This window comes from Cellulosilyticum sp. ST5 (assembly GCF_046529625.1).
GTDB classification, from domain to species: Bacteria; Bacillota; Clostridia; order Lachnospirales; family Cellulosilyticaceae; genus Cellulosilyticum; species Cellulosilyticum lentocellum.
The window spans coordinates 1,332,006-1,356,766 of sequence record NZ_CP132338.1 but is presented as its reverse complement, the minus strand read 5'-3'; the positions used below and the strand labels follow the sequence as shown (position 1 = coordinate 1,356,766).

At 33.4% G+C, this 24,761-nt stretch carries 35 protein-coding genes; 34 read left to right on the top strand and 1 reads right to left on the bottom strand.

Translation table 11 applies throughout. The features are described from left to right. Positions 1-116 precede the first annotated feature (116 nt). The 27 genes from QTL86_RS06720 (at position 117) to QTL86_RS06590 (ending at position 16,359) form a co-directional block, all read left to right on the top strand. Entirely contained in the window at positions 117-1,034 is a 918-nt protein-coding gene (locus QTL86_RS06720; protein ID WP_127066647.1) for a tyrosine-type recombinase/integrase, read from the top strand. Positions 1,035-1,221: 187 nt separating this feature from the next. Then, on the top strand, positions 1,222-1,422 hold the full coding sequence (locus QTL86_RS06715) for an XRE family transcriptional regulator (protein ID WP_127066648.1): 201 nt from the start codon (positions 1,222-1,224) through the stop codon (positions 1,420-1,422). Positions 1,423-1,425: 3 nt separating this feature from the next. Next, positions 1,426-1,632 carry a hypothetical protein gene (locus tag QTL86_RS06710; RefSeq protein WP_127066649.1) on the top strand — a complete coding sequence of 69 codons (207 nt, stop codon included), beginning with the start codon at positions 1,426-1,428 and terminating at the stop codon, positions 1,630-1,632. Further along, positions 1,622-2,146: a host-nuclease inhibitor Gam family protein gene (locus QTL86_RS06705; protein ID WP_127066650.1), complete on the top strand. Its 525-nt coding sequence runs from the start codon at positions 1,622-1,624 to the stop codon at positions 2,144-2,146. Before QTL86_RS06710 ends, QTL86_RS06705 begins: the two co-directional genes overlap by 11 nt. Before the next feature lie 14 nt (positions 2,147-2,160). Then, on the top strand, positions 2,161-2,799 hold the full coding sequence (locus QTL86_RS06700; protein ID WP_410496847.1) for an AAA family ATPase: 639 nt from the start codon (positions 2,161-2,163) through the stop codon (positions 2,797-2,799). A gap of 1 nt (position 2,800) precedes the next feature. Beyond that, entirely contained in the window at positions 2,801-3,325 is a 525-nt protein-coding gene (locus QTL86_RS06695; RefSeq protein WP_410496846.1) for an ERCC4 domain-containing protein, read from the top strand. Between the two features lie 2 nt (positions 3,326-3,327). Further along, the gene (locus QTL86_RS06690; protein ID WP_410496845.1) at positions 3,328-3,891 is read left to right on the top strand and encodes a hypothetical protein; all 564 of its coding nucleotides are present in this window, start codon (positions 3,328-3,330) and stop codon (positions 3,889-3,891) included. A 13-nt stretch (positions 3,892-3,904) separates the two neighbouring features. Next, positions 3,905-4,078 carry a hypothetical protein gene (locus QTL86_RS06685; RefSeq protein ID WP_190283322.1) on the top strand — a complete coding sequence of 58 codons (174 nt, stop codon included), beginning with the start codon at positions 3,905-3,907 and terminating at the stop codon, positions 4,076-4,078. Next, positions 4,069-4,749 carry a hypothetical protein gene (locus QTL86_RS06680; RefSeq protein ID WP_410496844.1) on the top strand — a complete coding sequence of 227 codons (681 nt, stop codon included), beginning with the start codon at positions 4,069-4,071 and terminating at the stop codon, positions 4,747-4,749. Before QTL86_RS06685 ends, QTL86_RS06680 begins: the two co-directional genes overlap by 10 nt. A 14-nt stretch (positions 4,750-4,763) precedes the next feature. Beyond that, positions 4,764-6,110 carry a phage/plasmid primase, P4 family gene (locus QTL86_RS06675; RefSeq protein WP_127066654.1) on the top strand — a complete coding sequence of 449 codons (1,347 nt, stop codon included), beginning with the start codon at positions 4,764-4,766 and terminating at the stop codon, positions 6,108-6,110. Positions 6,111-6,407: 297 nt separating this feature from the next. Then, positions 6,408-6,698, top strand: coding sequence for a hypothetical protein (locus QTL86_RS06670; RefSeq protein WP_127066655.1), 291 nt, complete (start codon positions 6,408-6,410; stop codon positions 6,696-6,698). A gap of 25 nt (positions 6,699-6,723) precedes the next feature. Beyond that, positions 6,724-7,092: a hypothetical protein gene (locus tag QTL86_RS06665; protein WP_127066656.1), complete on the top strand. Its 369-nt coding sequence runs from the start codon at positions 6,724-6,726 to the stop codon at positions 7,090-7,092. Further along, complete coding sequence (locus tag QTL86_RS06660; RefSeq protein WP_127066657.1) at positions 7,092-7,421, top strand: hypothetical protein; 330 nt, start codon at positions 7,092-7,094, stop codon at positions 7,419-7,421. The genes QTL86_RS06665 and QTL86_RS06660 overlap by 1 nt, the downstream gene beginning before the upstream one ends. An 18-nt stretch (positions 7,422-7,439) precedes the next feature. Next, entirely contained in the window at positions 7,440-7,883 is a 444-nt protein-coding gene (locus QTL86_RS06655; RefSeq protein ID WP_127066658.1) for a sigma-70 family RNA polymerase sigma factor, read from the top strand. Positions 7,884-8,141: 258 nt separating this feature from the next. After that, positions 8,142-8,873, top strand: a complete 732-nt coding sequence (locus tag QTL86_RS06650) for a hypothetical protein (RefSeq protein WP_127066659.1) — start codon at positions 8,142-8,144, stop codon at positions 8,871-8,873. A 208-nt stretch (positions 8,874-9,081) separates the two neighbouring features. Beyond that, positions 9,082-9,240 carry an HNH endonuclease gene (locus QTL86_RS06645; RefSeq protein WP_410496843.1) on the top strand — a complete coding sequence of 53 codons (159 nt, stop codon included), beginning with the start codon at positions 9,082-9,084 and terminating at the stop codon, positions 9,238-9,240. A gap of 25 nt (positions 9,241-9,265) precedes the next feature. Then, the gene (locus tag QTL86_RS06640; RefSeq protein ID WP_127066661.1) at positions 9,266-9,886 is read left to right on the top strand and encodes a transglutaminase-like domain-containing protein; all 621 of its coding nucleotides are present in this window, start codon (positions 9,266-9,268) and stop codon (positions 9,884-9,886) included. Between the two features lie 185 nt (positions 9,887-10,071). After that, positions 10,072-10,413, top strand: a complete 342-nt coding sequence (locus QTL86_RS06635) for a hypothetical protein (RefSeq protein ID WP_410496842.1) — start codon at positions 10,072-10,074, stop codon at positions 10,411-10,413. A 157-nt stretch (positions 10,414-10,570) separates the two neighbouring features. Beyond that, positions 10,571-11,128: a hypothetical protein gene (locus QTL86_RS06630; RefSeq protein ID WP_243118591.1), complete on the top strand. Its 558-nt coding sequence runs from the start codon at positions 10,571-10,573 to the stop codon at positions 11,126-11,128. A 149-nt stretch (positions 11,129-11,277) separates the two neighbouring features. Then, positions 11,278-11,487: a hypothetical protein gene (locus QTL86_RS06625; protein WP_127066663.1), complete on the top strand. Its 210-nt coding sequence runs from the start codon at positions 11,278-11,280 to the stop codon at positions 11,485-11,487. A gap of 478 nt (positions 11,488-11,965) precedes the next feature. After that, entirely contained in the window at positions 11,966-12,358 is a 393-nt protein-coding gene (locus tag QTL86_RS06620; protein WP_127066664.1) for an Imm41 family immunity protein, read from the top strand. 47 nt (positions 12,359-12,405) lie between these two features. Further along, positions 12,406-12,876, top strand: coding sequence for a phage terminase small subunit P27 family (locus QTL86_RS06615; RefSeq protein WP_127066665.1), 471 nt, complete (start codon positions 12,406-12,408; stop codon positions 12,874-12,876). Between the two features lie 182 nt (positions 12,877-13,058). Next, positions 13,059-13,271 carry a hypothetical protein gene (locus QTL86_RS06610; protein ID WP_127066666.1) on the top strand — a complete coding sequence of 71 codons (213 nt, stop codon included), beginning with the start codon at positions 13,059-13,061 and terminating at the stop codon, positions 13,269-13,271. Positions 13,272-13,303: 32 nt separating this feature from the next. Further along, positions 13,304-13,639 carry a transposase gene (locus tag QTL86_RS06605; protein ID WP_410496841.1) on the top strand — a complete coding sequence of 112 codons (336 nt, stop codon included), beginning with the start codon at positions 13,304-13,306 and terminating at the stop codon, positions 13,637-13,639. Continuing rightward, a complete protein-coding gene (locus tag QTL86_RS06600; RefSeq protein ID WP_127066668.1) occupies positions 13,636-14,253 on the top strand; it encodes an IS3 family transposase in 618 nt (205 codons plus the stop codon). The genes QTL86_RS06605 and QTL86_RS06600 overlap by 4 nt, the downstream gene beginning before the upstream one ends. Positions 14,254-14,783: 530 nt before the next feature. Beyond that, on the top strand, positions 14,784-15,992 hold the full coding sequence (locus QTL86_RS06595) for a reverse transcriptase N-terminal domain-containing protein (protein ID WP_410496840.1): 1,209 nt from the start codon (positions 14,784-14,786) through the stop codon (positions 15,990-15,992). 109 nt (positions 15,993-16,101) lie between these two features. Continuing rightward, positions 16,102-16,359 carry an IS3 family transposase gene (locus QTL86_RS06590; RefSeq protein WP_127066669.1) on the top strand — a complete coding sequence of 86 codons (258 nt, stop codon included), beginning with the start codon at positions 16,102-16,104 and terminating at the stop codon, positions 16,357-16,359. 157 nt (positions 16,360-16,516) lie between these two features. On the opposite strand, the gene QTL86_RS06585 is transcribed toward QTL86_RS06590, so the two are convergent. Then, positions 16,517-17,230 carry a flagellar brake protein gene (locus QTL86_RS06585; protein ID WP_127066670.1) on the bottom strand — a complete coding sequence of 238 codons (714 nt, stop codon included), beginning with the start codon at positions 17,228-17,230 and terminating at the stop codon, positions 16,517-16,519. Between the two features lie 189 nt (positions 17,231-17,419). Here QTL86_RS06585 and rlmD point away from each other — a divergent pair, with 189 nt between their 5' ends. The 7 genes from rlmD to QTL86_RS06550 all read left to right on the top strand — a co-directional run bounded on the left by rlmD (position 17,420) and on the right by QTL86_RS06550 (position 24,754). After that, entirely contained in the window at positions 17,420-18,775 is a 1,356-nt protein-coding gene (rlmD, locus tag QTL86_RS06580; RefSeq protein ID WP_127066671.1) for a 23S rRNA (uracil(1939)-C(5))-methyltransferase RlmD, read from the top strand. 225 nt (positions 18,776-19,000) lie between these two features. Beyond that, on the top strand, positions 19,001-19,603 hold the full coding sequence (locus QTL86_RS06575) for a hypothetical protein (RefSeq protein WP_410496839.1): 603 nt from the start codon (positions 19,001-19,003) through the stop codon (positions 19,601-19,603). A gap of 1 nt (position 19,604) precedes the next feature. Next, positions 19,605-19,799, top strand: a complete 195-nt coding sequence (locus tag QTL86_RS06570; protein ID WP_410496838.1) for a YwbE family protein — start codon at positions 19,605-19,607, stop codon at positions 19,797-19,799. Positions 19,800-20,128: 329 nt separating this feature from the next. Beyond that, a complete protein-coding gene (locus QTL86_RS06565) occupies positions 20,129-20,515 on the top strand; it encodes a recombinase family protein (RefSeq protein WP_410497298.1) in 387 nt (128 codons plus the stop codon). Between the two features lie 540 nt (positions 20,516-21,055). Further along, entirely contained in the window at positions 21,056-22,924 is a 1,869-nt protein-coding gene (locus tag QTL86_RS06560; protein ID WP_410496837.1) for a Dam family site-specific DNA-(adenine-N6)-methyltransferase, read from the top strand. A 47-nt stretch (positions 22,925-22,971) separates the two neighbouring features. Next, the gene (locus QTL86_RS06555) at positions 22,972-23,790 is read left to right on the top strand and encodes a hypothetical protein (RefSeq protein WP_410496836.1); all 819 of its coding nucleotides are present in this window, start codon (positions 22,972-22,974) and stop codon (positions 23,788-23,790) included. A 19-nt stretch (positions 23,791-23,809) separates the two neighbouring features. Continuing rightward, positions 23,810-24,754 (top strand): AAA family ATPase, encoded by a 945-nt coding sequence (locus QTL86_RS06550; protein WP_410496835.1) that lies wholly within the window; start codon positions 23,810-23,812, stop codon positions 24,752-24,754. The last annotated feature ends 7 nt before the right edge of the window (positions 24,755-24,761 follow it).

Sequence of the window (24,761 nt, the reverse complement as noted above, 5' to 3'; positions counted from 1 at the left end):
AGTCAAGGGATTAGTTGAAATTTAGTTATAAAAATTAGCGTCAGTGATGGCGTACATGAGACTTCTAATGATGATGTACAAACGTGCTAAGTATATCATCATTGGAGGCTTTTTTTATGTCTAAAGGACTTTTACTAGAAAATTTACTTAATGAATATTTATTAGACATCAGATTAAAAAATTATTCTGATAGAACACTTAAATCTGTTAAAAATAATACCTCACTTTTCTTTTCATTTTTGGAAACAGAGTTCAATATTACCACATTAGAGAGGTTATCCCATATTCACATCAAGGCATATATTAAGCATAAACAATGTTTAGGATTAAAAGCTACATATATTAATTCTATACTCAAAAATCTAAGTATGTTTTTTAGCTACTTACTAGAAGAGGAGTATATCTCTACCAACTATGCAAAAAAAGTTAAATTGCAAAAAGAAGAAAAAGTCATCATTAAAACTTTTAATGATAAAGAAGTATCTGCAATGCTTAAAGTATACAACTTCTCGAATCATGTTAATGCTAGAAATGCGTGTATTATAGCCATGTTACTTGATACTGGCATTCGAAACAGTGAGTTATGTCATATCAAAATATGTGATATCAAAGAAAATGCTATTCTTATATTTGGAAAAGGGAAGAAAGAGAGATTGGTACCTATCACACCATTCTTAGCCAAGATTATGCTACGCCATGAACAGAAAAGAAGATTATTTGTAAAAGAACACTATGAGCATCAGTATTACTTCTTATCACAAAAGGGGAAAAAATTAACACCAGAAACTATTGAACGCATAGTAAAGGCATGTGGTAAACAAGCCAATATAAGAAAAGATATTAGATGCTCCCCTCATACATGTAGGCATTATTATGCACAAGCTCAGTTAAGGAATGGTTTAGATGTTTATTCAGTAAGTCGTTTACTTGGACATGAAAACATTAGTATTACAAAACGATATTTACAATCTATCCAGGATGAAGATGTATTAACAATGGCTGTTAAAACTAGCCCATTAATGAATGGGCGGTAATTTTTTTGACTCAGCTCAAGCTGGGTCTATTTTTTTTTCCATTTTTCTTCCTTAACACCTTATTAACCAATTAGTCATAAAGGCCTCATAAAAGCCTTAAAAAGGCCTCATTCTTATTTAATATTTCATATTTATCATATCTCTTGTAGCGAAAGCACAACAAACAAAATAAAAGGAGATGTGAAAAATGTTATGGAATTTAAAAGCCGAAATGGCAAGACGTTCAGTAAAGTGCATTGACCTAGCTAATCTGTTAGGAGTAAGACCTGCAACCATATCTTTAAAGATAGGATGTAAAAGTCAGTTTACCTTTGATGAAGCTCAGAGAATCCAAAAAAGTTATTTTCCTGATTTAGAGCTTCAGTATCTATTTAAAGAAGGGAGATAAGGTGTGAGTTATATTTTTAAGATACTATCCGAACACGCCGAGCTGACAGGGAAAAATGTCATACTAAATTGGCAAATAGAGCAATATGAATCACTTATTAATGAGCTAATGGCTTATTTATGCCAAGAGGATGTGCTAGGAAGGCAATATGTGAGCCGTTATAACAACTTATTAAGGATAAGAAGGGAGAGAGAAAAAAATGACAAATAAAGAAGTAGTGCTAGATAAAAGAATATTGCAGATAAAAGTTGAGATGGATCAACTGGTAGAAAAGATTAAAGAGTTAGATGTGGCAATAGTAGAATTAGATGAATTATTTAAGATGCGATCAGAATTTTTAAAAGAGCGGTACGAAGAAAAGAAGTATGAATTAGAACAGAAAAAGGACAAGCAACAAGGTTATCTTAGAGAACTTTTTGAGCAAGTGCCACAAAATGAAACTAAAACTCAGCGTAAAGTCAAGTTATTATGCGGTGATGTAGTAGTTAAGAAATCTAAGCTAGACTTTGAAAAAGATAATGACAAGTTATTAGAGTGGGCTAAAGTCAATCAAAGGGATGATTTAATTAGCCGAAAAGAGACTTTAAGTTTCAAATGGGCGGACTTTAAGAAAGACTTATTAACCACACCAAATGGGATTGTGGAGGTCGCAACAGGGGAGCTATTGGATATTCCAGGCCTTGAAGTGATTAAGACAGAAGAAAAGCTAGAAATCAAGTATTAGAGGAGGCGAGCGGCATGGCAAAGGCAATTTGTATTATTGGAGAATCAGGGGCAGGCAAAACCACATCACTCAGAAATCTAAATCCTGAGGAGCCCTACTTTATAGATGCAGATAAAAAGGGAAGTGCGTGGAGAGGCTTTAGGCAGCAGTATAATGCTGAAAACAAAAATTATATAGCTACGGATGATCCAAATAAGATACTAGCACTTATGAAAGGGATTAGCGAGAAAACACAGCTTAAGTATATCGTAATAGACCCCTTAAATGGTGTGATGGTTGGAGAAGAAATAAGACGTTCTAAGGAGAAAGGCTTTGATAAATGGGCTGATTTAGTAGTTTATATTTATAGCATCTTAGATATTGTTAGTGAGTTAAGAGAAGACCTAACTATCATTTATACAGCTCATAGTGAAACAGAGCGAACAGAAGATGGTTATATGTGGACTAGGATGAAAACTACAGGGAAGAAGCTAAATAAGTTAGTTCCTGAATCAAAATTTAATGTAGTATTACTGGCTAAATGCAAGGATGGTAGATACATTTTTGAAACCCATAGTAATAATTCAACAGCTAAAACGCCACTAGATGCCTTTGAAGAGGATGAGATAGAAAACGATATTGTGCCAGTATTAAAGGTGCTTGAGGATTACTAGGATGTTTAAATACACGGAAGCAGAGATTAAAAATATCTTAAAAGAAGCCGTTGTGGTCATTGATACAAGAGAGCAAAAATGTAGCCATATTACAGCTTATTTTGATAAGTATAAGATTAATTATTGCTATGAGAAATTAGAGTTTGGTGACTATACCATAAAGGTACAAATGCCTAATAGCACCAGAGAATACTACTTGCAAAACAAATGTGCTATTGAAAGAAAAGCTAATTTAAATGAACTAAGTGGCAATTTTACACAAGGTAGAGAACGTATAGAAAAGGAATTTATGAGGTCAAAGGGTAATTTATACCTCTTAATTGAGAATTCAAATTATGAGGATATAGAACTGCATAATTATAACACAGGCTATAACCCAAAAGCTTTTATGGCTACCCTTAAGGCATTTGAAAGTAGATATAATTTGCACATTCATTATCAAAAGAATATCAATTTCAGCGGTGATTATATTTATAAGACATTAATTTACAACTTAAGAGAATTACTAGTTAAAGGAGAAATATAGGAATGAAAAAATGGAATGGATACGAAACAACAGAAGTAATGGGAACAAAGAGAAAACTACCTGCAGGTGGTTATGTATGTAGAATTATGGAGGTAGAGGAAAAGGAATATGGATGGGGAAGTGTGTTGTTACTCCTTTTTGATATAGCAGAAGGAGAATATAAAAACTTTTACAGAGATCAATATGAGAAGCAAACGAAGGATAAAAAGTGGAAGGGTGTATATCATTTAAGTGTGCCTAAAGATGATGGAACTGAAAAGGATGAGAGGTTGAAAAAGGCATTTAAGACGTTTATCTATCATATTGAAAATAGCAATGAAGGCTATAAATGGGATTGGAATAAAGAAGGTCTTAGAGGTAAGTACTTTGGTGGCATATTTGGGGAGAAGCAATATGAAGTGGATGGAAATACAGGGTTTTATACCACCATTAGATATACAGGTGAAGTAAAAGGCATAGAGAACGCACCAGTGCCAAAACAGCAACTATTAAATAGACCTGGTCAAAGTAATTTAACCACACCTGCATCAATGGAGTGGGGGGCCGATGACTCACTTCCATTTTAATGAGGAGGCAGGGATGAACTACAACAATATACCAATAGAACTTAGAGAACTAAACAGGTGGGTGCTTTACAGGCTCACCTGGGATAGTAGCAGAGGCAAGTATGATAAAAACCATTTAACGCTAGGACAGGAGGTTTTGCTCAAAGCAATAATCCTAATACTTGGTGTGATTATGAAATGGCTTTAGGTGTAGTTGACCTATATGATGGGTTAGGCTTTATGCTAGGTGATGGCATCTTTGGAGTGGATATTGACGGAGTAGAGCTTAACGATCCAGTTGTTAGGGAAGTATTAACCACGTTAAATAGCTATGCTGAGGTGTCTCCTAGTGGGAAAGGGGTTCATGTGATTTGCTTAGGTAAGAAACCAAAGGGAGCTTGTAGAAAGGCTAACTTTGAATGTTACGACAAGAGAAGATTCTTCACAGTTACAGGAAATGTAATTGAACCCTATAGAACACTTAGTTATTGTACAGAGTCCATTAAACCCTTATACGCTAAGTATTTGGCTAGGCAAGAAAAGACCTTTTTAACCACACCTACCCATTTAGGAGGAGGCGAGTCCTTGACTGATAGGGAAGTCATTGAGAAGGCAAGTAGAAGTGACAAGTTTAGTCAGCTCTATCACTATGGCAATGATTCAGGGGATGCTTCTAGGAATGATATGACACTTATTAATATGCTTATATTTTGGACTGGAGGAAATGTAGCTCAGATAGATAGACTTTATAGGAGCAGTGCATTAATGAGGCCTAAATGGGATAGGAGACAAAGTGGATCGACTTATGGACAGATGACAATTAACAAATGTCTTAGGACATATAGAGGAAGCTATTATAGACACAATTATTACAACTAGAAGGAGAAATAGCGATGACAAAAGAAGAAAATAGCAAATTATATCAAAGAGATTATATCATTACAAATCAGAAGGGAAATGCAACTGTTAATACAAGTTTATTAGCAGAATATATAAGAGCAAATAGCCATTATTACATTGTGAAAAAACAAGGAAGTGAAACATTCTTTATCTATTGGTATGACGGTGGTTATTACAAGCAAATGTCAGCAGGTGAAGTTAAGGCCATGATTAAAGAATTTATTCCAATGGAATTGCGTAGGCCAACAGTATGGGAAGATACCTACAAGGATTTAATATCTACGAAAAACTTTATTAGTTTTGAACAGTTAAACAGTCATGACCATTTTATTAATTTTAAGAATGGCATTTTAGGTACGAAAGAATGGAAGCTGATAGATCACGATCCACAATACAATTTAACGCATCAAATCCAGTTTAACTATAACGAAAATGCACCAGTGCCTAAAAATTGGAAGACGTTTATTGAAACACTTGTATCGGGAGATATTGATACAGAATATACATTACAAGAATGGTTTGGGGTTAATATTTCAAATTACAATGTTAACCTTTGCAAGAAGTCACTTGCACTATGTGGAGTAGTAGGGAATACAGGTAAGTCAAAATTCCTTAAGATGTTAGGCTTAATTATAGGTCTTAATAATATTTGTAGTAAATCCATCCAAGATTTATCAGCACGCTTTGGAGCAGGTGCATTATATGGTAAAAAGTGTGTTTTAATTGATGACCAAAAGGCAGCCAATATTGAGGATGGCAGCACATTTAAAGCCATAACAGGTGATGGAGTGATTGAAGCAGAATTAAAAGGTAAAGATCCATTTGCAATTACCTTTAAGGGTGGTATTACCTTTACTTGCAATGAGATGTCATATATTAAAGATGATAAGGGGACTCATATGTTTGAGAGGTTCCTAATTATTCCATGCAACAATGTCATCCCACCTGAAAAAAGGGATAATAAATTATTCGAAAAAATGGAAGGTGAAATTGAGGGAATTATTATTTGGGCCTTACAAGGCTTAAAAAGACTTATGCAGAATGGGTTTGTACTGACAGAAAGTAAAATGAGCAAATCAGCTAATGCAGATTATAGATCCCACAATGATTCTCTGTTTAGATTTATCAAGGAGAATTGTATCGTTACAGGCGATAGATCTGATAAGATACGTAAAACTGAGTTTGAGGCAAGATATAACAAATATTGTACTGAGAATGATATTACGCCTCTTGATAAGAAAAACATCAAGGTAAGAGCCGAGAAAAATGGAATACCATGTGTGTTGTATGAAGGGTATCCATATTACAGAGGACTGAAGTATGTAGCAGAACTTTGGTGATGGTCGGAGAAACCAATTTACCAAAAATCAACCACACCCACCCATTGATAGTCAAGTCTTCTCTTCACTTTGGTGTCTTTGGAGACTCTATATAGATAATAAATATATATTAATAAAAACATATATATAAGAAATTCACAAAAAAGTCACCTGAGGCACCAAGAGTGTCATATGCATTGAGTGACAAAGGATTGATTAATTATCTGACAATTTCTGTTTGGAGGATTCGGAGGAAAAGCGAGGACTTGATATGCAGATTAATAGGAGGGTGTGGTTATAAAAAAGGAGACTAATTAAATGAACGAATTAAGATTTGAAGGACGCATTGATAGAATTACCATAAAGAATGAAAAAGTAATTAAATTCATTCTTATAAATGAAAAGAATAAGAAAATCACAGGGACTGTGTTTAATAATCAAACTACAAAACACATTTATGAACAGGTAGAAGAAAATACAGGACAAGTTGTTACGATTACAGCTGAAATGTCAGAAACAAGTTATCAAGATAAAAAGACAAATCTATGGGTTAATAGTTATTGTGCTTGCATTAACAAAATGGAGGCTGAAGAAGAATTACCATTTTAACAATTAGAGAGGATAGGGATTTAGAATGGACATCAAAAGATTAGACAGAGTAGCAAAAGATAATTTACCAGTAGACAAAGAATTAAATATAAACGATCAACTTTACTATATAGCAGTTAGAGGATTATACAGCCAATATAAAAATGGAGAAATCAATCTTGATCAGACAAAGGCAGAAAAAGGCATGCTGACAAAATGGTATGAGGAAGGCCATGAGTTTGCAAAACAGACAGTATATCTCAATAAGGATAAGGTAGTTGAAGCAGCCATTCTTGAACTAGGTCGCTACATCTCATGTGGCATAACTAATAAAGATAGAGAAAAGGCTTATCCAAGAAAGCTATTTGAGGAGCGCATCGTAAAAGTAATAGATCATGCGTATGGTGTAAGCTAATGGAAAAACTAAGAGAACCTATTAAAAAGGTAGTAGATGCTTTAGGCAAGCAATACACCCTAATGCGTATTGATGGAGACTGGTGCTTATATCGTGATTTAGGTAATGGCTATGATATAGAAGTCAATTTGCGTGGAACACGGAAAATATCAATCCAAGCAACGGTTTATGTGTGGCAGATAAGAGATCAATTAAGAGTGGTTGAAATGATTCAAGGCATTAAGGATATAGAAGACTTGAAGGATATATTGATGGGTGTGGTTAATAAAACAAACAGACTATCAGAGAATCGAGATAAAGTATATAAGCCAATCTTTCAATTAATATAGGCACCAAGGAGGGACAGCATGCGAGATAACAACTATAGAGCGGTAGAAGGCATTTTATATAATTTACCTAAGCTACGAGTAGAGATAGATAACCTAAAACTAGACCTTGAAGAAGCAAATGAAATAATGGGTATAAGAGGTGCTAGTGGGAATGAGAAAGCTGGAAGTAGCACAAATGCTTTTGGTAGTGTGGTAGAAAATGAGGTACTTGAAAGAGAGAAGAATTTAGTGAAGAGAATAGATGCACTCACAAGCTCAATTCAAAGTAAAGAAAGGCAGCTTAAGAAGATAGAAAACATCCTAAGCACCTTAACAGAATATGAAATGCGATTAATTGAGATGCGATATTTTAAAAGGTATTCAGTAGGTAGGATATGTGAGATATTAGAAATTACAGAAGATGGTTTTAATAAAAGGAAGAAAAAGTTGATTAAAGAAAGACTTATTCCACTATTCTCATAAATGTATTGTAAAAGTATTGTTTTTTTATTGTTTTTGTATTGTAAAAGTCGGTTAAAAAGTATAGGTAATGAGTGTTATTATTGTAAGGTAGTAAAAGTTAATACGACGTAGATGTAAATCATTAACACTCCCAAGATGAACCCTCAGCCAAAATGAAATGGTTGGGGGTATTTAAATATGTATAAATAATTACGAAAGTTGACATTATTCTTTATATGACTTAAAATTTGTTCATATAATGTAAAAGGGGAGATGGATATGAAGAGAAAGATGTTTTGGGTAGTAGTTATTAGTTTAGGTGCAAGCTTTAGTTTGGGAGCTGCAACAGGTGTTAAGATTACAGCTGAATTAAAGCAACAAAATATCATTCAAGCTGGAAAAACTATGAGTAAGGAAGTGGTAGCCTATAAAGGAACTACATATGTACCGCTCAGGGAGTTTGCTAACTTAGTAGGTGTAAATATTAATTATAAAGATGGAAATATATATCTAGGTGATGATACAAATACACCATCTATAGCTTCTTATAACTATAATAATCCAGCACCTATAGGCACTCCTCAAATAGGGTATTCTAGTGATTATAAAACAGGTAAGTATACTGCTGAAATAAGAATAACAGAAGTCATCAGAGGAAATGAGGCTTTAGAGATTTTAAAAGCTAACAATAAATATGGTACACTTATAGGTGATAATGAAGAATATCTAATAGCTAAAATTTCTGCTAAAATACTTACTATGGAAAAAGATGGAACAATACTATTTAATACAAATAATTTTATGGCATATAGTGGAAATAATGCATCTTATTCAATGGCACCTATTTATAGAATTCCAAATCAACTTTCAGCAACCTTGACGAAGGGTGGAAGTACTGAAGGCTATATTTATCTTGAGGTTAAAAAAGATGATATGAATCCAAAATTAGGTTTATGGACAAGTGATTCAAATACTATTACAAAGGGTATTTGGTTTTCGTTAGCAAAATAAAAGAATAGATTATTATAATATTTACATCAAGGATTACATATGAAAAAAATATGCAGTAAATGTGGCAAGACAATCGAATATAACACAAATTGTACTTGTAGGATAGGCATCACATACAACAGAAATATTTCACCTGAGAAACGCAAATTTTACTCATCATATGCTTGGCAGAAATTACGCAATAGAAAAGTAAAAGAACATCCTTATTGTGAGAGATGCTGGAAGAAGTATAAATTACTTACTTCAAGGACATCATATAAAGTCATTTAAAGATTATCCTGAGTTGAGGTTAGCTGAAGATAATATTGTGGTGCTTTGTAGGGTGTGTAACTTGCAAGTTGGAGATAGTAGTGTGGTAGATTGGTAAACTATAAAATGAGGAGAAGAATATTATGGAGATAATGCCTTATACAAATCAATTGAGTTTATATACATGTGAGAGTGATATTATTGATTATAACAACAATAATATTTCGCGAGTAGCAAATGAAATTGCAAATGGTTCCAATAGCAATATTGAATATATAGAAAAAGCATATGAATATGTTAGAGATTATATTTTTCATTCAGCAGATATCAATAATGATATACTTACTTGTAAAGCTTCAGAAGTTTTAAAGTCAGGGCATGGAATTTGTTTTGCAAAATCACATCTATTAGCTGCATTACTGCGTTATAAATCAATACCTACAGGATTTTGTTATCAGAGGTTGATTTTAGATGATGATACAGCACCTATTCTTGTTTACCATGGGCTTAATGGTATTTATATTGAGGAATATCATAAATGGATTAGATTAGATGCAAGAGGGAATAAGCCTGGTGTAGAAGCGCAGTTTTCAATAGAGACAGAAAAGCTTGCTTTCCCAGTACGAGCTGAAAAAGGGGAAGAAGATAACCCAATTGTATATCCTGAGCCTGATAGAAATGTTCTAGCTATATTTCAGAGAAATAAAACGCGTTCACAACTTTGGAATGATTTACCTACAAAACTTGCATACAAGTGTGATTAACTACGTTATTGCTTGCTATATTTCTACTTTATGATCGAGAACGGTTATAGTATTAAAGTATGCTATAAAGTCATTTAAAGATTATCCTGAGTTGAGGTTAGATGAGGATAATGTTGCAGTACTTTGTAGGGTGTGTAATTTGCAGGTGGGTGATAAAAGCGTAAAAGATTGGTAAATTAGGATTTATGGAGGAAATATTTGTGTTAGAAACATCTGATAAAATTGGTTATGAAGAATGGGATGAAAATGGTTTCATTATTCCTGATGAATATCAACTTAATGAAAATAGTAAATTACATGAAGCAATAAATGTTTTTTATACAGCAGGTGGATACGATTTCTTTAAGGTGATTCGGCCAGAGAAATACGCTACTAACTGGTTAGATTATATTAGTGAATTATACAATGATATTGTAGAGGGAAAATATCAACCAGATGGCAATAATCATAGTATTCTGCTATCAGATGCTAAAAGAAAACCTTTAATTGAACAAGGTGTTCCCGAAGTTTTTACAAGTGATATGTGATACAAATTCCAGTTTATCTATTAGTTAAAACTTATCTTATCGGATAATGTGGCTGTGCTATGTAGGGTGTGTAACTTGCAGATTGGTGATAGTAGTGTTGTGGATTGGTAAAGTTGAATAATTATATCTAAGTCTAGTATGAATTGGTGGTGTTAAGATGATAAAGGGAGCCATTTTAGAGAAAGGTGAAGTTGCCTATACATATCTAAAAAAAATATTCAAATCACTGGATAATTTTCAAAGGTCTTATAATTGGTTGATAACAGGTTATGAATCTTTTCCTTTTTCGGATGGTCATTTGGAACGCATTTTTCAGTCAGGAAACTATGCATGGATAAGTGGAGAAGAACTAACAGGAATAATTAATAAAAATGATTTTCAATGGAATTGGGCGGTTTTATCGGGATTTGACAAGTGTTATACGTTACAAGAAGTATTAAAATATGATTTACCATATGCAGATTGTAACAAGGCTTTTTGGCAAGAGAATATCTCAATCCAGCATCCTCTTGCATCTGTTGAAATTGTAGCATTTGATAGTAGCTTAACATTATTAATAAGCAGTAAGGAAGAACTTGTAAAAAAGTTTAGGAAAGCGTTTCCGTTAAGCAAGGACTTGAAAGAATATAACACAAAGGATATAGATGACAGCATTGAATATGAGAAGTGGTTGATACAGCGATCAAATTTAGATGTAGTAAATAATGATATTTAGATGCCCCCTAATAATTAAACTAAAATAAAAACTTATACTAAAGACCACCTTCCCCCAACTAGAGACACAAAGTGCCTAAAATGAGAATTTTTTATAAGCAGTAGGATTGTATTATTTAAAATCTGAGGATTATTTTGTAGGGGGAGAATATGAAAAGAATATTGTTGAATATAAGTATCGTTATTGTCGCATTATTTATTATTGTTTTCTATATGTATTTTGTTAATGGTTCACTAGAAATGTATCCAACCCCAGAACGGGAAGAAGGCATTAAAGAAGTGACATCAACATTAGTTATTTTATTTGCAGGGTTAGAGATTGTGTTAATTTGTTTGAGAATAAAAATGAAAAAACGATAACTTCCCAATTATTATATTAACAAATGAATACATAATATTAGTAAAGAAAGTGATATCATAGCTCACCCAACGAAGAGATACAAAATGTCTAGAATGAAAAATTTTATAGGAAATAGATATTTATTAGACTCTTATAATAAGTGGTGAAATTAATAAATTATATGAAAGTAGGTAACAACTCTATATGGGGAATAAAAATGTTGTTGTAAGTAGCAAGATATGGAAGGTTATTGGATATGTATTATTCATTGTAGGAGTTATTGAATTGATAACAAATATTTTTAGCTTCAGATATGATTGGTTATATGTTGTTGAACACTTAACAATAGGTACCTCTTTATTAATTAGTATGCATATAGATAATAAAAGAATAATTTATTGTGCTGCACTGCCGCTTAGTATAACGGGTGTTTTATGTATTCTGGTACGGTTATTTTTATAAAGAAGCAACTACAATTATAAGGAAGGTAATAATATCATGGTTTGCCTAATAATAGAGTTTGATGCTAGAAATATTTTAAAGAGAAACTATAAATGTGAAGAAGGTAGCTTCATATATTACCTTTATGAAGAAGCTAAATTTGATAAGAAAAGCTTCTGGGAATATTATGATTGTATTTGTGAATTAGGTAAGAAATCTCATAGTGAAAAATTTGAACAGCAAATGTTAGTTGAAGTAACACATACATATGAGTTTATATTGAAATGCATACTTTATCATTTTGCACCTAACGATATATATAGGATTAAGTTTTTTCCTAGAAGTAAGTACAATTATTATATTGAAAGATTGGATTTTGCTGTTGAAGCATTTTTTAAAGACCTAGATATTAGCAAGGTGAATTTTGGGAATTTTATAAAACGTCCGTAGGATGTATATATTTTTGATTTTAATACAGAAGAAAGAAGGTGACAATCATGGCTCGCCCAACAAAGAGCATAACAATAAGAACAGGACATATGAGTAAAAATGAAATAGATGTACGGTTAGAATATGAAGCAAAACTAAGGGGTGAGTCTGATAGAATCAGGCCACCTTCTTTTTTATCTAAAGAGCAGAAGAGACTATTTAAAGGCATAGTTGATTACCTTATGCCATCAGGCATTCTTGGTAATATTGATGTTCATGTGCTGACACACACTGCAATTACAATAGACCGAATTAATGAATGTGAAAGGCAACTTAATGAGAATGGCTTATTAGATGACGAAGGAAAGCCAAGTGCCTATCTAAAGATGAAATCTAATTACATGAAAGAGTTCTTTAGACTCTGCAACGAGCTAAGCCTCAGCCCTCAGTCAAGAGCTAAACTTGCCAATATTAATATTGGTGTGGAAAAAGAGAAACAAGATCCATTACTTAGAATCATTCAGGGAGGTGGTGGATAATAGATTATAACAGCTTCAAAGAATCAAGAGCCTATCAGTATGCAGTAGATGTACTAGATGGCAGGTTCCCAACAAATAAATATATCAAAGCCATATGCAAGAAGTTCCTTTATGAAATAGACCATCAAGAGGAGCTTCTTTATTATTTTGATTATGATGTAGCAGATAAGATAATCAATATCATGAAGTTAATTAACTTTGCTACTGGTGCTGTAGCAGGTCAATCTTTATATGAGGCTTGTGTAGGATATCAGTATTTTTTTGTGTTAAATATGTTTTGCTGGAAGAGAAAAGATAATCCTATTAAGCGTAGATATGAGGTATGTCTGTTATGGATAGCCAGAAAAAATAGCAAGTCGTGTTTGGAGTGCGGTGAAAAAGTGAGACACCTATGATATGATGATATCATCATATGGAGGAGATACGAATGTATAACAAGTATTCAGAAGAAATGAAAGAAGAAACTGCAATCTATATTTTAGAATCAGGTAAATCTATTACAGCTGCATCTAAAGAACTAGGGATTAATGTTAATACGGCTTGTAAATGGATTAATAAATATAAAAATAAGCATGGGATCATTAGTAATGAAAATAAGCCAGCTTCATCTGACGAAATGCAGAATAAAATCAAAGATTTAGAGAAGCAGCTTAAAACTAGAGATAGGGAGCTTGCTTATCATAAGAAACAATTAGAAAATGAGCAGGAAAAGGTAGAAATATTAAAAAAATCCCTGCGCATCTTTATGGAACCCCACGCATGAAATATGAAGCTATATCAAAGCTTATAAAAGAATTTTCGGTGGTAAAGATGTGTAGAGCTCTAGGGGTTAAACCACAGAATTATTATAGGTGGATTCAGCAAGAAAGGAAGAATAAAGAGAAACATGTAAAAGAACTATCAATAATAAATAGGGTTGAAGAGATTTTTAATGACAGTGATCAGACCTATGGATACAGGGCAATAAAGAAGGAAATTGAAGAAAAAGGCATTTATTTAAGTGAGTATAAAATCCGAAAAATAATGAGAGCGAATGGTTTTTATCCTCAAACATCTAAGAAATATAAACCTATCCATAATGGAAAAACAGATGGAAAATACTATGACAATAGGCTTAAACAGAAATTCAAGACGAACAAGCCTAACCAAGCCTGGGCAGGAGACATTACATATATTAGAACAAGCATAGGATGGGTTTATTTAGCTGTAGTCATTGACTTATTTAACAGAGAAGTTATAGGATATGGGGTAAGCAAAAAGATTAATGGGGAGCTGGTAAAGCAGGCACTGGCTAATGCAATAGCAAGGAGAGGAACGGAGAAGGACTTAATTTTTCATAGTGATAGGGGCTGCCAGGTGCGACAAGAAGTCGCATAATATATTGCATTAATGCTACTCCATCCATTCGGAGTAATCCTATCGTGACTAGCGTGGATGGTAACGTCTGGGTTAGAAAGCTCACGAGACAATGAGGAAGTTCTAGGAGCCTAAATCTGGAATGACTACTAGGATAAGAAAGCTATGGAGAACGTAAAGTGAATCACTGTAGGAATCGTTACGCGGAGGAAGCGAAATAGGCTGTTACGCTTCGACCAAAAGGTACGGAGTCAAGCAAAGGTGTTCTGACTAGCCAATGCGAATGGATAAAGCACTCCCGGTTTAAAGGTGGCTCCTAAGGCTTTCACAATTATGTATTATGCGGAACTTGGTAAACCCTATAAGCTCCCATAAATTACTTATGGGTATCAATCCGCAAGGAAATGAAACGGCTTTGAGGGCAGAAGAAAGAGATAAAAAGCAAATGCCTTTATTGTAATGACAAAGGATAGGGGTTCAAAATTTGCCCCAACTCGAAAGAGTGCAGACTTATCTCATGGTATTTCTTAGCGGGAAAGGAATGTATATCTATGAATTTTAGTTATTCAACGACGGATAAAACCGAGAAGCTAAAAGACACACGCAGATGCTCAGAACAGTGGGAAACCATTGACTGGAAAATAGCAACAAAAGAAGTTAATAGACTACAAGTCAGGATTGCTAAGGCAACAGTTAAAAATGATATTAATAAAGTTAAAAGGTTACAGTATCTTCTTACACACTCATTCTACGCAAAGGCTCTTGCAGTTAAGAAAGTTACCTCTAACAAAGGCAAAAACACCTCTGGTGTGGACAAACAACTTTGGTCTACATCTTCTGCAAAGATGAAGGCAACTCTTTCTCTTACAGATAGGCAATATAAAGCAAAACCACTTAGGCGAGTCTATATTGAAAAGAAAGATAAGAAAAAGAAACGACCTCTGGGCATCCCAACTATGTATGATAGAGCAATTCAAACGCTTTATGCCTTTGCACTAGAACCCATAGCCGAAGTTAAAGGTGACAAGGTATCATTTGGGTTCCGAAAAGGAAGAAGTGCAAAGGATGCTTGTGAACAAATTTTCTGCGTACTTGCAAGAAAATGCTCACCCCAATGGATACTTGAAGGAGATATAAAAGGATGTTTTGACAATATAAACCACGAATGGTTACTAGAAAATATACCTATGGATAAACGTATAATGAAACAATTCTTAAAATCAGGATTCATCTATAAAAGTGTTCTATTTCCTACAGAAACAGGCTCACCACAAGGCGGCTCTATTTCCAGTCTTTATGCTAATATGACACTTGATGGACTTGAAAAACTAATACAAGAACATTACCATCGTAATTCAAAAGGAAAAATAGAAAATCATTATCGAGCCAAAACTCAAAAACAAGAAGACTTAATCAGGAGATTAAATTCAATACTAATAGGATGGACAAACTACCATAAGCATGTCGTCGCAAGTCGTACATTCTCGTATGTAAACAATACACTTTATCTTCTATTAGAACAATGGGCTAAACACAGACATCCCCAGAAGAACAAATGGTGGCGACTTAACAAGTACTGGCACAGTAAAAATGGTAAACCATGGGTATTTATGACTGATAAGAACTATCTTATTAACCTAAGAACAATTGATATCAGACGTCATCCAAAGTTACAAATATCTAGAAATCCTTTTATAGATGAGAAATACTTTATCAAAAGAAGACTAAGACTACAAACTGTTGCCGCCAGAAATGGTTAAGAAATGCTTGAGCCGTATGAGCGGGAAACTCTCACGTACGGTTCTTAGATGAGGGAAAGGGAGCAATCCCTTTTTCTTAATCGATTATGCTAGTAAGACTTATCAACAAATGCTTAAGGATAATGGAATAAGTGGAAGCATGAGTAGGCCAGGGTGCCCGTATGATAATGCATGTTCAGAGAGTTTCTTTGCAACACTTAAAAAGGAAAGAATCTATAGGAAAAGTTATGTTGGATTGGAAGATTTTAAGCGTGATATGTTTAGATACATAGAAATATTTTATAACAGAAAACGTCGTCATTCTTATTTGGGATATGTCAGTCCAGTAAAATATCTAATGAGATATGAGGCGGTTAATATTGCTTAAATAGTAAGAATATACTAAAATTATATTTATGTTATAGGTGTATCAAAAAAGCACCGCAGTCCACGTGCAGAATGTTTACCATTCATGGGATGAAGAATAAACTCTAATAAATATTATATAAAAAAGTTCTAGGAATGTTCCCTAGAACTTTTTTATATTAATTGGTCTTTTTAAGTAAAGAACGTTGTTTTTCAAAAATTAATCGTGTTAATAAATTAGTATCAGCTATATCTAAATTTTGAAATTGAACACGGTGTGAATAATAACCTGCACTATTCATTTCTCCTAAGCCCAAAATTTTGCCCTTTAAATTAAATTCCATATTCACAAAATAAAACTCTAGCATTATATTTTGTGACGACTTAAGTTGCAAATTAGTATTTAAGCACATACCACCCGTACTGATATTCACACAAATACCTTTTTCATAAGGAAGTTCTAAGAAATCTATTTCTTCATTTTCTTCCGCTGGAAGTAGTTGAAATTTTACATCGAAGGTAACATCTAATCGAAAATGTTCTCTTTGCTGCTTCTTAACGATAGGTGAAACAACTTCACCTACATAAAACAAACTATTTCCCTTACGATAACTCTTCACAATACGTATTCGTGAATGAAATAAAGCTAATTTAGATACAAATACCATGTCAATAATAGCATCTTGTGGATAGATGACCCAGTCTAATTTAGATATAGGCGCCTCAAAGATAAGTAGTCGTTCTACCCATTCAATAGGCTTAGTCACATGGGTATTATGTAGATAAGATAGGCGTAAAGTCAAATTCATATCGTCCATTAAATTTTTCTGATACATTTTTACGCTTTCTTCAATGGCGGCACTTTGATTCTTATTCTCCTGATTATATCTCACACTATTCTCTCCTTATTCTGCTCTCTTAAATTTATTATACTTTATTATAAGTTTACTTTTCAACTTAAAGTTAAATTGTTGTAAGTGTTTTGGATTATTCTAAGCCCCACTTGAAAATCTTTGTATAATATGTCACAATATTGCTTGATACGAAGACTTAGAATAAGTACGAATTAAAGGAGTCATACGATGGCTAAAAAAAATCAAATAATTGAAGGCATTGTGTCTCATAGTATATTCCCTAATAAAGGGGTTGTTTATTATGAAGAACAGCCTATTTACGTTACAGGTGCTTTTAAAGGCCAACATATTAAAGCACGTTTATTTAAGCGCAAAAAAGGAACTTGGGAAGCACAGCTTCTAGAAGTCCTTGAGAATCCGACTTATTTTGTCGAAGCGCCTTGCTCTTATTTTGGGATGTGTGGTGGTTGTAGCGCTCAAAACCTTGATTATGATGAGCAAATTCATTTAAAACATGAACAAGTCAAAGAACTACTTACCAAAGCAGGTATCTCTGACTATGAAGATTTGGGTGTTATTGGAAGTCCTGAAGCTTTAGCGTATAGAAATAAAATGGAGTTTAGCTTTGGAGATGAAGTCAAAGATGGTCCTATGACTTTAGGTATGCACCGTAAACATAGTACCTATGATGTGATTACAGTAGATGGTTGCCTCTTAGTAGATGAGGACTTTAGTACAATACTACGAACTATTTTAGACTACTGTAAGGATAACGATTTAAATTACTATAAGAAAATGCAGCATACTGGATTCATGCGTTATGTTGTTATTCGTAAGTCTATTACATTTGGTGAAATATTGGTTAATATTGTTACTTCATCTCAAAAAGATTTTTCTTTCATACCTTTAGCAACACTATTAGCACAGCTTCCTCTTAATGGAGAACTAACAGGTGTAATCCATACCATTACAGATAATTTGGCTGATGCAATTAAGCCAGAAAAAGTATCTGTCATTTATGGACAAGATACAATTAGAGAGCAGATTCTAGGGTTGCAGTTTAATATATCACCATTTTCTTTCTTCCAGACGAATACAAAGGGAGCAGAACTCCTTTATAAAAATGCGCTTTCCCTTATTGATGATATGGATAATAAAACTGTATTTGACTTATACTGTGGTACAGGTACCATCACTCAAATTATGGCTACTCGCGCAAAGAAAGTCTATGGCATCGAGATTGTAGAAGAAGCGATTGATAAGGCCAAAGAAAATGCTATTTTTAATCATTTAACCAACTGTCATTTTATTGCAGGTGATGTTATGGTAGAAGTGGATCAATTAAAAGAAACACCAGATATCATCGTATTAGATCCACCAAGAGACGGTATTCATCCAAAAGCAATTCAAAAGATTATTAACTTTGGTGCTAAAGAACTACTTTATATTTCATGTAAACCAACTTCATTGACAAGAGACTTACCAATTTTAAAAGAAGCTGGATATCACATTGATAAAGTGCTTTGCGTGGATATGTTTCCACAGACACCACACGTGGAGACTGTAGTGAAGCTATCCAAATAAAACCTAGTAATATCAAGGCTTAGAGCGATTTTTCGTTCTGAGCCTTAATGTGTTTTTAGGGTGTTTTATGGTAACAACATGTTCCTAAATGAGTAGGGGGGATACTAAAGCGCGTAAGTCGGTAGTTTATGCGTAAAAGTATAAGGCAACGCGAAAAAGTTTGTAATTAGTCCATACTGCCTATACAATAATAATAAATGAAATAAAATGTGAAAGGTGATTTATATGAAGAAAAAGTACCTGGTAATAATCTTAGTGTTTATTTGCTTTAGTTCCCTTGTTTTAGCTGGAGATATACCTGAATCAATTATGCTAGGAGAGAATAAGGCTTTGCTTATTGGTAAGCTCTCTATTCAAGCAGATATGTATACTATAATGCCTTCTACTATCATGATGGGAGAAGTACTAGCTGAAGAAATTACAGTTGATAAGTTTGATTCCTATTATGGTACAGCAGATAAACCTTTAGATGGAGATATAATAGTAGCTGTGCTGATAAATGATCATCAAATAGATGATAGTTGGGTATTTAAATGTACATCTGAGGACTATAAGACGTTAAAACTTGTTAGTGAGCGTTATAATATAGTAGAACGATATGAGAAATACATTAATGATGGGGAATATTTTAGAGCACAACAAAAGTTAAATAAAAATAACACAACAGATGCTATAGAAACTGAACAAGTTTTAGATACCAATGTGACAGTTAAAGATTCCGTAAATAAGCTAGGGACTAATATACCAGGTATAGGTATTTCTATTCTATTGTTTATCACCTTTATAATCTTCATAGTATTTAAAAGAACACAGAATAGAGGTAAATAGCATGGATGGAACAAAGAGAAGTAACATTAAAATAGGAGCAACTGTTCTAGTTGTTCAGAAACAGGATCAGCGTACTGGAAAGCTGACAGAAGGCATAGTAAAGAAGATACTTACTAATTCACCTGAGCATCATCACGGAATAAAGGTTATGCTTGAGAGTGGTATTGTAGGTAGAGTGAAAGAAATAAGGGCTTAGAGGCATTAAATGAAATGCTTCTAGGCTCTTTTTGCTACCAAACAGAGACAGGTATCCGCTGCACAATTTTGATCTTGCATAGCTGAAACGAGTAATTCTTTAGTTTGTTCATAGTTCATAAGATAACAACTCCTTAAAAGGTTATTTAGGGCTAAACCCTATTAGATGATTAACTTTTTAGAAGGAGTATAAACTTAGAAGAACAAAAAACTGCTATACCAATGGCTAAAGTGATTCGAGGACTAAAGCCTCGAAAAGCCACTACGCTAGCAGTTTAGTACAATTCGAAGTATTCGCGCAAAAGTATATGAGAGCTTGATACATAAGTTATTATTAGGAAAGTTTTTAATTGGTACAAAGAGGGGCATAGTGTTAATAAAATCATCAAGGAATTAAAAAATGCGGATGTGATGTCTCCTAAAGGAAGTGTCAAGTGGCCCAAACGGACGATTCAAAATATGCTTATTAATGAAAAGTATATTGGAAATGTGCTACTAGTGAAAGCCTGTACTGGAGAGTTTCCCAATAATAAACAAATGAACAATCGGGGACAGGCTGTACATTTTTTAGTGGAGAAAGGACATATACCACTTATTTCTAACGAGCTGTTTGAAAAGGTACAAGAGGAGATTAAGAAAAGAAGCAATATTGAAATAGTAGATGGTAAAGTACAAAGAAAAGACACACATTATAGTGCAAAGGATATACTACAGTAGTAGAAAAAATAGACCTACTAGTAACATTGAAGTTTAGGCTAACTATTACACGTTGAGCCGGTGTGCTTGCTCTCGAAGAAATGCCAAGTTTAAGCTAGATTACAGGCTTTTTTAACCAATATGAACCTTTTTTTAGTAGGAAAATATGAGGATAAAGGACTTTTTTAATAGGGGCGTTAAAAAATCCGCGCAATTAGCTTTGTGCGGATTTTATCAAAACACCCTTATTATTCGCTTGAAAGTGTTGGCTGAAAGGAATATAATAAAATGAGATATTATAGACTAACTTGCTGCTTACGGAGGTTAATATATGAAGTATTTAATGGCGGCAGAATTTTGAGAAAAATGAGGAGTTTCATAGAGGCGTGTGGCCATTTACTGCAAGGAAGATAGAATTGAAGGAGCAGGGCTAAAGGGGAGAACCTGACTCATGCCAGAGGATACTAGGAAACCAGAAAATCCTCGTCGTGTCCGTAAAATGGGACAGCAAAAGTGATATCATGATAAGAAAGGATAAAAAAGCATTATGGCTAGAAATAATTGCAAGGTGATAAAATGCGGTATTTAGGAAGTAAAATGAAATTGTTGTCTTCAATTGAAGAAGTAATTGAAGCAAATAATATAACAGGAGAGACTTTTGCAGATATTTTTGCGGGTACTGGATGCGTTGGTGATTACTTTAAAGATAGATATAAAATTGTATCGAATGACTTTTTATATTATGCATATGTTATGAACTGTGCAAAGTTGCAAAATTCTAAGCTTCCGACATTTAAAAAATTAAAAAAGAATGTTGGCTGTAATGATATTTTTGCATGGTTTAATTCTCTTAAATTTACTTCTAAAGAGAATTTTTTCTTCTATGAGAATTATTCACCTAAAGGTGGAAGAATGTTCTTTACAGAAGAGAATGCAATAAAAATTGATGGTATAAGATTGAAAATTGAGGATTTGTATACTAGTAATATAATTGATAAAAATGAATATTATTTTCTTTTAGCTTCAATGATGGAAAGTATTACAAAAGTATCAAATACATCAGGAACATATGAAGCATATTTTAAATTTTGGGATTCAAGGGCTAAAAAGACGTTTGAACTGCAGCCGCTTGAAATTAATGAAGTAAATTTATTTGAACAAAACATAATTTATAATAGAGATACAAATGAACTTGTAAGAGAAATCAGTGGTGATATAGCATATATTGATCCACCGTATACAGTTACACAGTATATTTCAGCATATCATATGTTAGAAACTTTGGTTCGATATGATAGACCTGTTATAAAGGGTGTCGGTGGAAAGCGTGGAAGGGGCGACAAGAATTCATTATACGCGCAAAGAACTAAAGCAAAAATGATATTTGAAGATTTGTTTAGGCAAATACAATTCAAACATATATTGATTAGCTATAGTAATCAGGGATTGGTACCTTTAGAAGAATTATGTGCTTTGGCAAGTAAATTTGCAGTTAATGGTGTTGTGAAAATAAATGAGTATGATTATAGGGAATACCAAAATCATAGGTCAAGTAATAAACACAACGGGAAAAAACTTAATGAGGTTATTATTTATTTTGAAAAAGAAATGATAATAAATAAGTCTCCAATTAACTATTCTGGAAGTAAAGATACACTGATACCTGAACTACAGAAAATACTTCCACCTAATATTGATACCTTTGTGGATGTTATGGGTGGAGCTTTTAACGTAGGTGCTAATATCGCTGCTACTAGAAAAGTTGTATATAACGAAATAAATCCATATATCTATGGGATGATGAACTGGATACTTGGCGAAGATAGAGCAAATATTGTTGAGCAGATTGAAAATAGAATTGAAGAATATGGATTAAGCAAGGCAAATAAAGAGGCCTATACAAGATTACGGGATAGATATAATGAATGCCAGACGCCTTTAGATTTGTATATTCTTCATATGTATTCTTTCCAAAATATGATTCGGTTTAATGGCTCACATAAGTTTAATACACCTATAGGCGTGGCCGGCTATAGTGATGACATTAAACAAAGGATACTTAATTTTAAGGTTAAGGCACCAGAAGTCGAATTGATAAATGGAGATTATGTTAATTTGCAATGGGATTCTTTTCCTGAGGATACAGTATTTTATTTTGACCCGCCATATTTTATTACGAGTGCAGCCTATAATGATGGAAAAAGAGGGATGAAAGGTTGGGGCTTGAATGAGGAAATAGAGCTTCTTTCTATTTTGAAGCAAATTGACACGTTAGGATACAAATTTATTCTGTCTAATGTTGTGAGGCATAAAGATAAGGAAAATACGCTATTACTCCAATGGATTGAAGAAAATGGATTCAAGATTATAGAAGCAGGAGTTAGTGGATGGAGATACGCAAAAAATGAAATAATAGTTATTAATTATTAGTGAAGGGGAAAAATAAAGTGAATCATTGCCTAGTGATACCACAAGATATGGTAGATAAATTAACCGATGCTTCCGCAGATGTCGATACAATAGCAAAATGGAATTCTATAGGTATTTATAATGTAAATGATATGATTACACACATTATAAGTGAATTAAATAACAAAAATCCCAAGTTTGCTATAACGAGTACACGTATTGAGAGTGGAGCAACAATTAAAAGTCGAGTTGAGAATTCTGGAAATGTTTCTAAATTTGCGGGATACTTTGAAAACGAAAAGGGAAATATTGATGCTTTATTTTTCTATATTGAACCTAATGTAGGCAGCGCCAATGATTTCTTATCAAGATACGTTATACCGGTGGTTCTTGGTATTTATAAAAGTATAGAAAATAGAACTTCCGATATGCACGTAAATAACATGCCAGTTTATATTGTTAGTATTTGTTCTACATCAAGAGTAGGAAATAACTCTGTGAAGAAAAACATTGTGCTTGCAGAAACAATGGGATTTCAATATTTGGATATATTTAACAATTCATATTACGATGTCATCGGAAGAGTTGATGCTAATGGCGATCCAGTAACTAAAATTCGAACGCTGCAGGAATTAGATGATTTTTTAAAAGATGGTGGAGTAAATGAATATTTTACTGTCGATACAACGATAAACTCATTAATCATTCATTCAGATATCCTAGACCGAAGCAGTAACCCTTCGGCAGAGTTATATAGATATGTATTAAGAATCATACCAGCAGTTTATATGGCAAGTTACGATGGCTACAATATAGATGTTACAAGTTTAGCAACAAGTACTGCAGAGAGTGTAATTCTTTTGAAAAGATACTTAGAAAGCTTTTGATAGCGTAAAGGAGACTGATATGCAAAAGATATATTTTGGTGCACCGGGAACCGGTAAAAGTTATACGATTGATACAAATGTTATAGCAGGAGTTAGTGAGGACCATGTTTTCAGAGTGACCTTTTATCCAGATTTCTCATATAATGATTTCATTGGGCAATTACTCCCCAAAGTAATTCCTTCGACAGTTCCAGGGGGAAGTAGTAGGATTACGTATGACTTTCAGAAAGGTGTTTTTACACAAGCATTAGAAAAAGCATATGAAAACACTGCGAATGATGTATATTTGATCATTGAGGAAATGTCTCGTGGAGATTGTTCAGCAATCTTTGGTGATATATTCCAATTGCTAGATAGAGAAAAGAATGGTGCTAATAGAGGATACAGTAAGTATTTTATTAATAATGAATTGATAGCAAAGGATATTATTGCACTTTCTACAAGCTCAAAAGTGAAATTGCCTTCTAATTTTCATATTTTGGGAACTGTTAATACTAGCGATCAAAATGTTTATGTAATGGATACAGCGTTTAAAAGACGTTTTGAATGGGAATATGTTAGCCCAGATCCAGTTCTAGATTCAGCTCCTGGGGTGAACCCGATTATATATAAAAATGATGTACCACTTTCAATAAATGATGGAACGGGCATGAGATCTATTCAGTGGGTTGATTTATACCAGAAATTAAACAAATTTATAGCAGATGATAAATATCTTGGTTTGGGTGAAGATAAGCAGCTCGGCCCATTCTTTATTGATTTTGATATTACTGCATCTGCGACAATACACAAAAATCAAATAAAGAACAAATTATTACATTATTTATGGAGTGATGTTCATAAGGCATCATTCAAAAGTGATATAAGACTATTTAAGGACGATTTAGGTACATTTGCTGAGTTATACAAAGCTTTTGAAGCAGATCAACAAATATTTAGTTCTGATTTTATAGCAAAGCTGTAATGTGAGG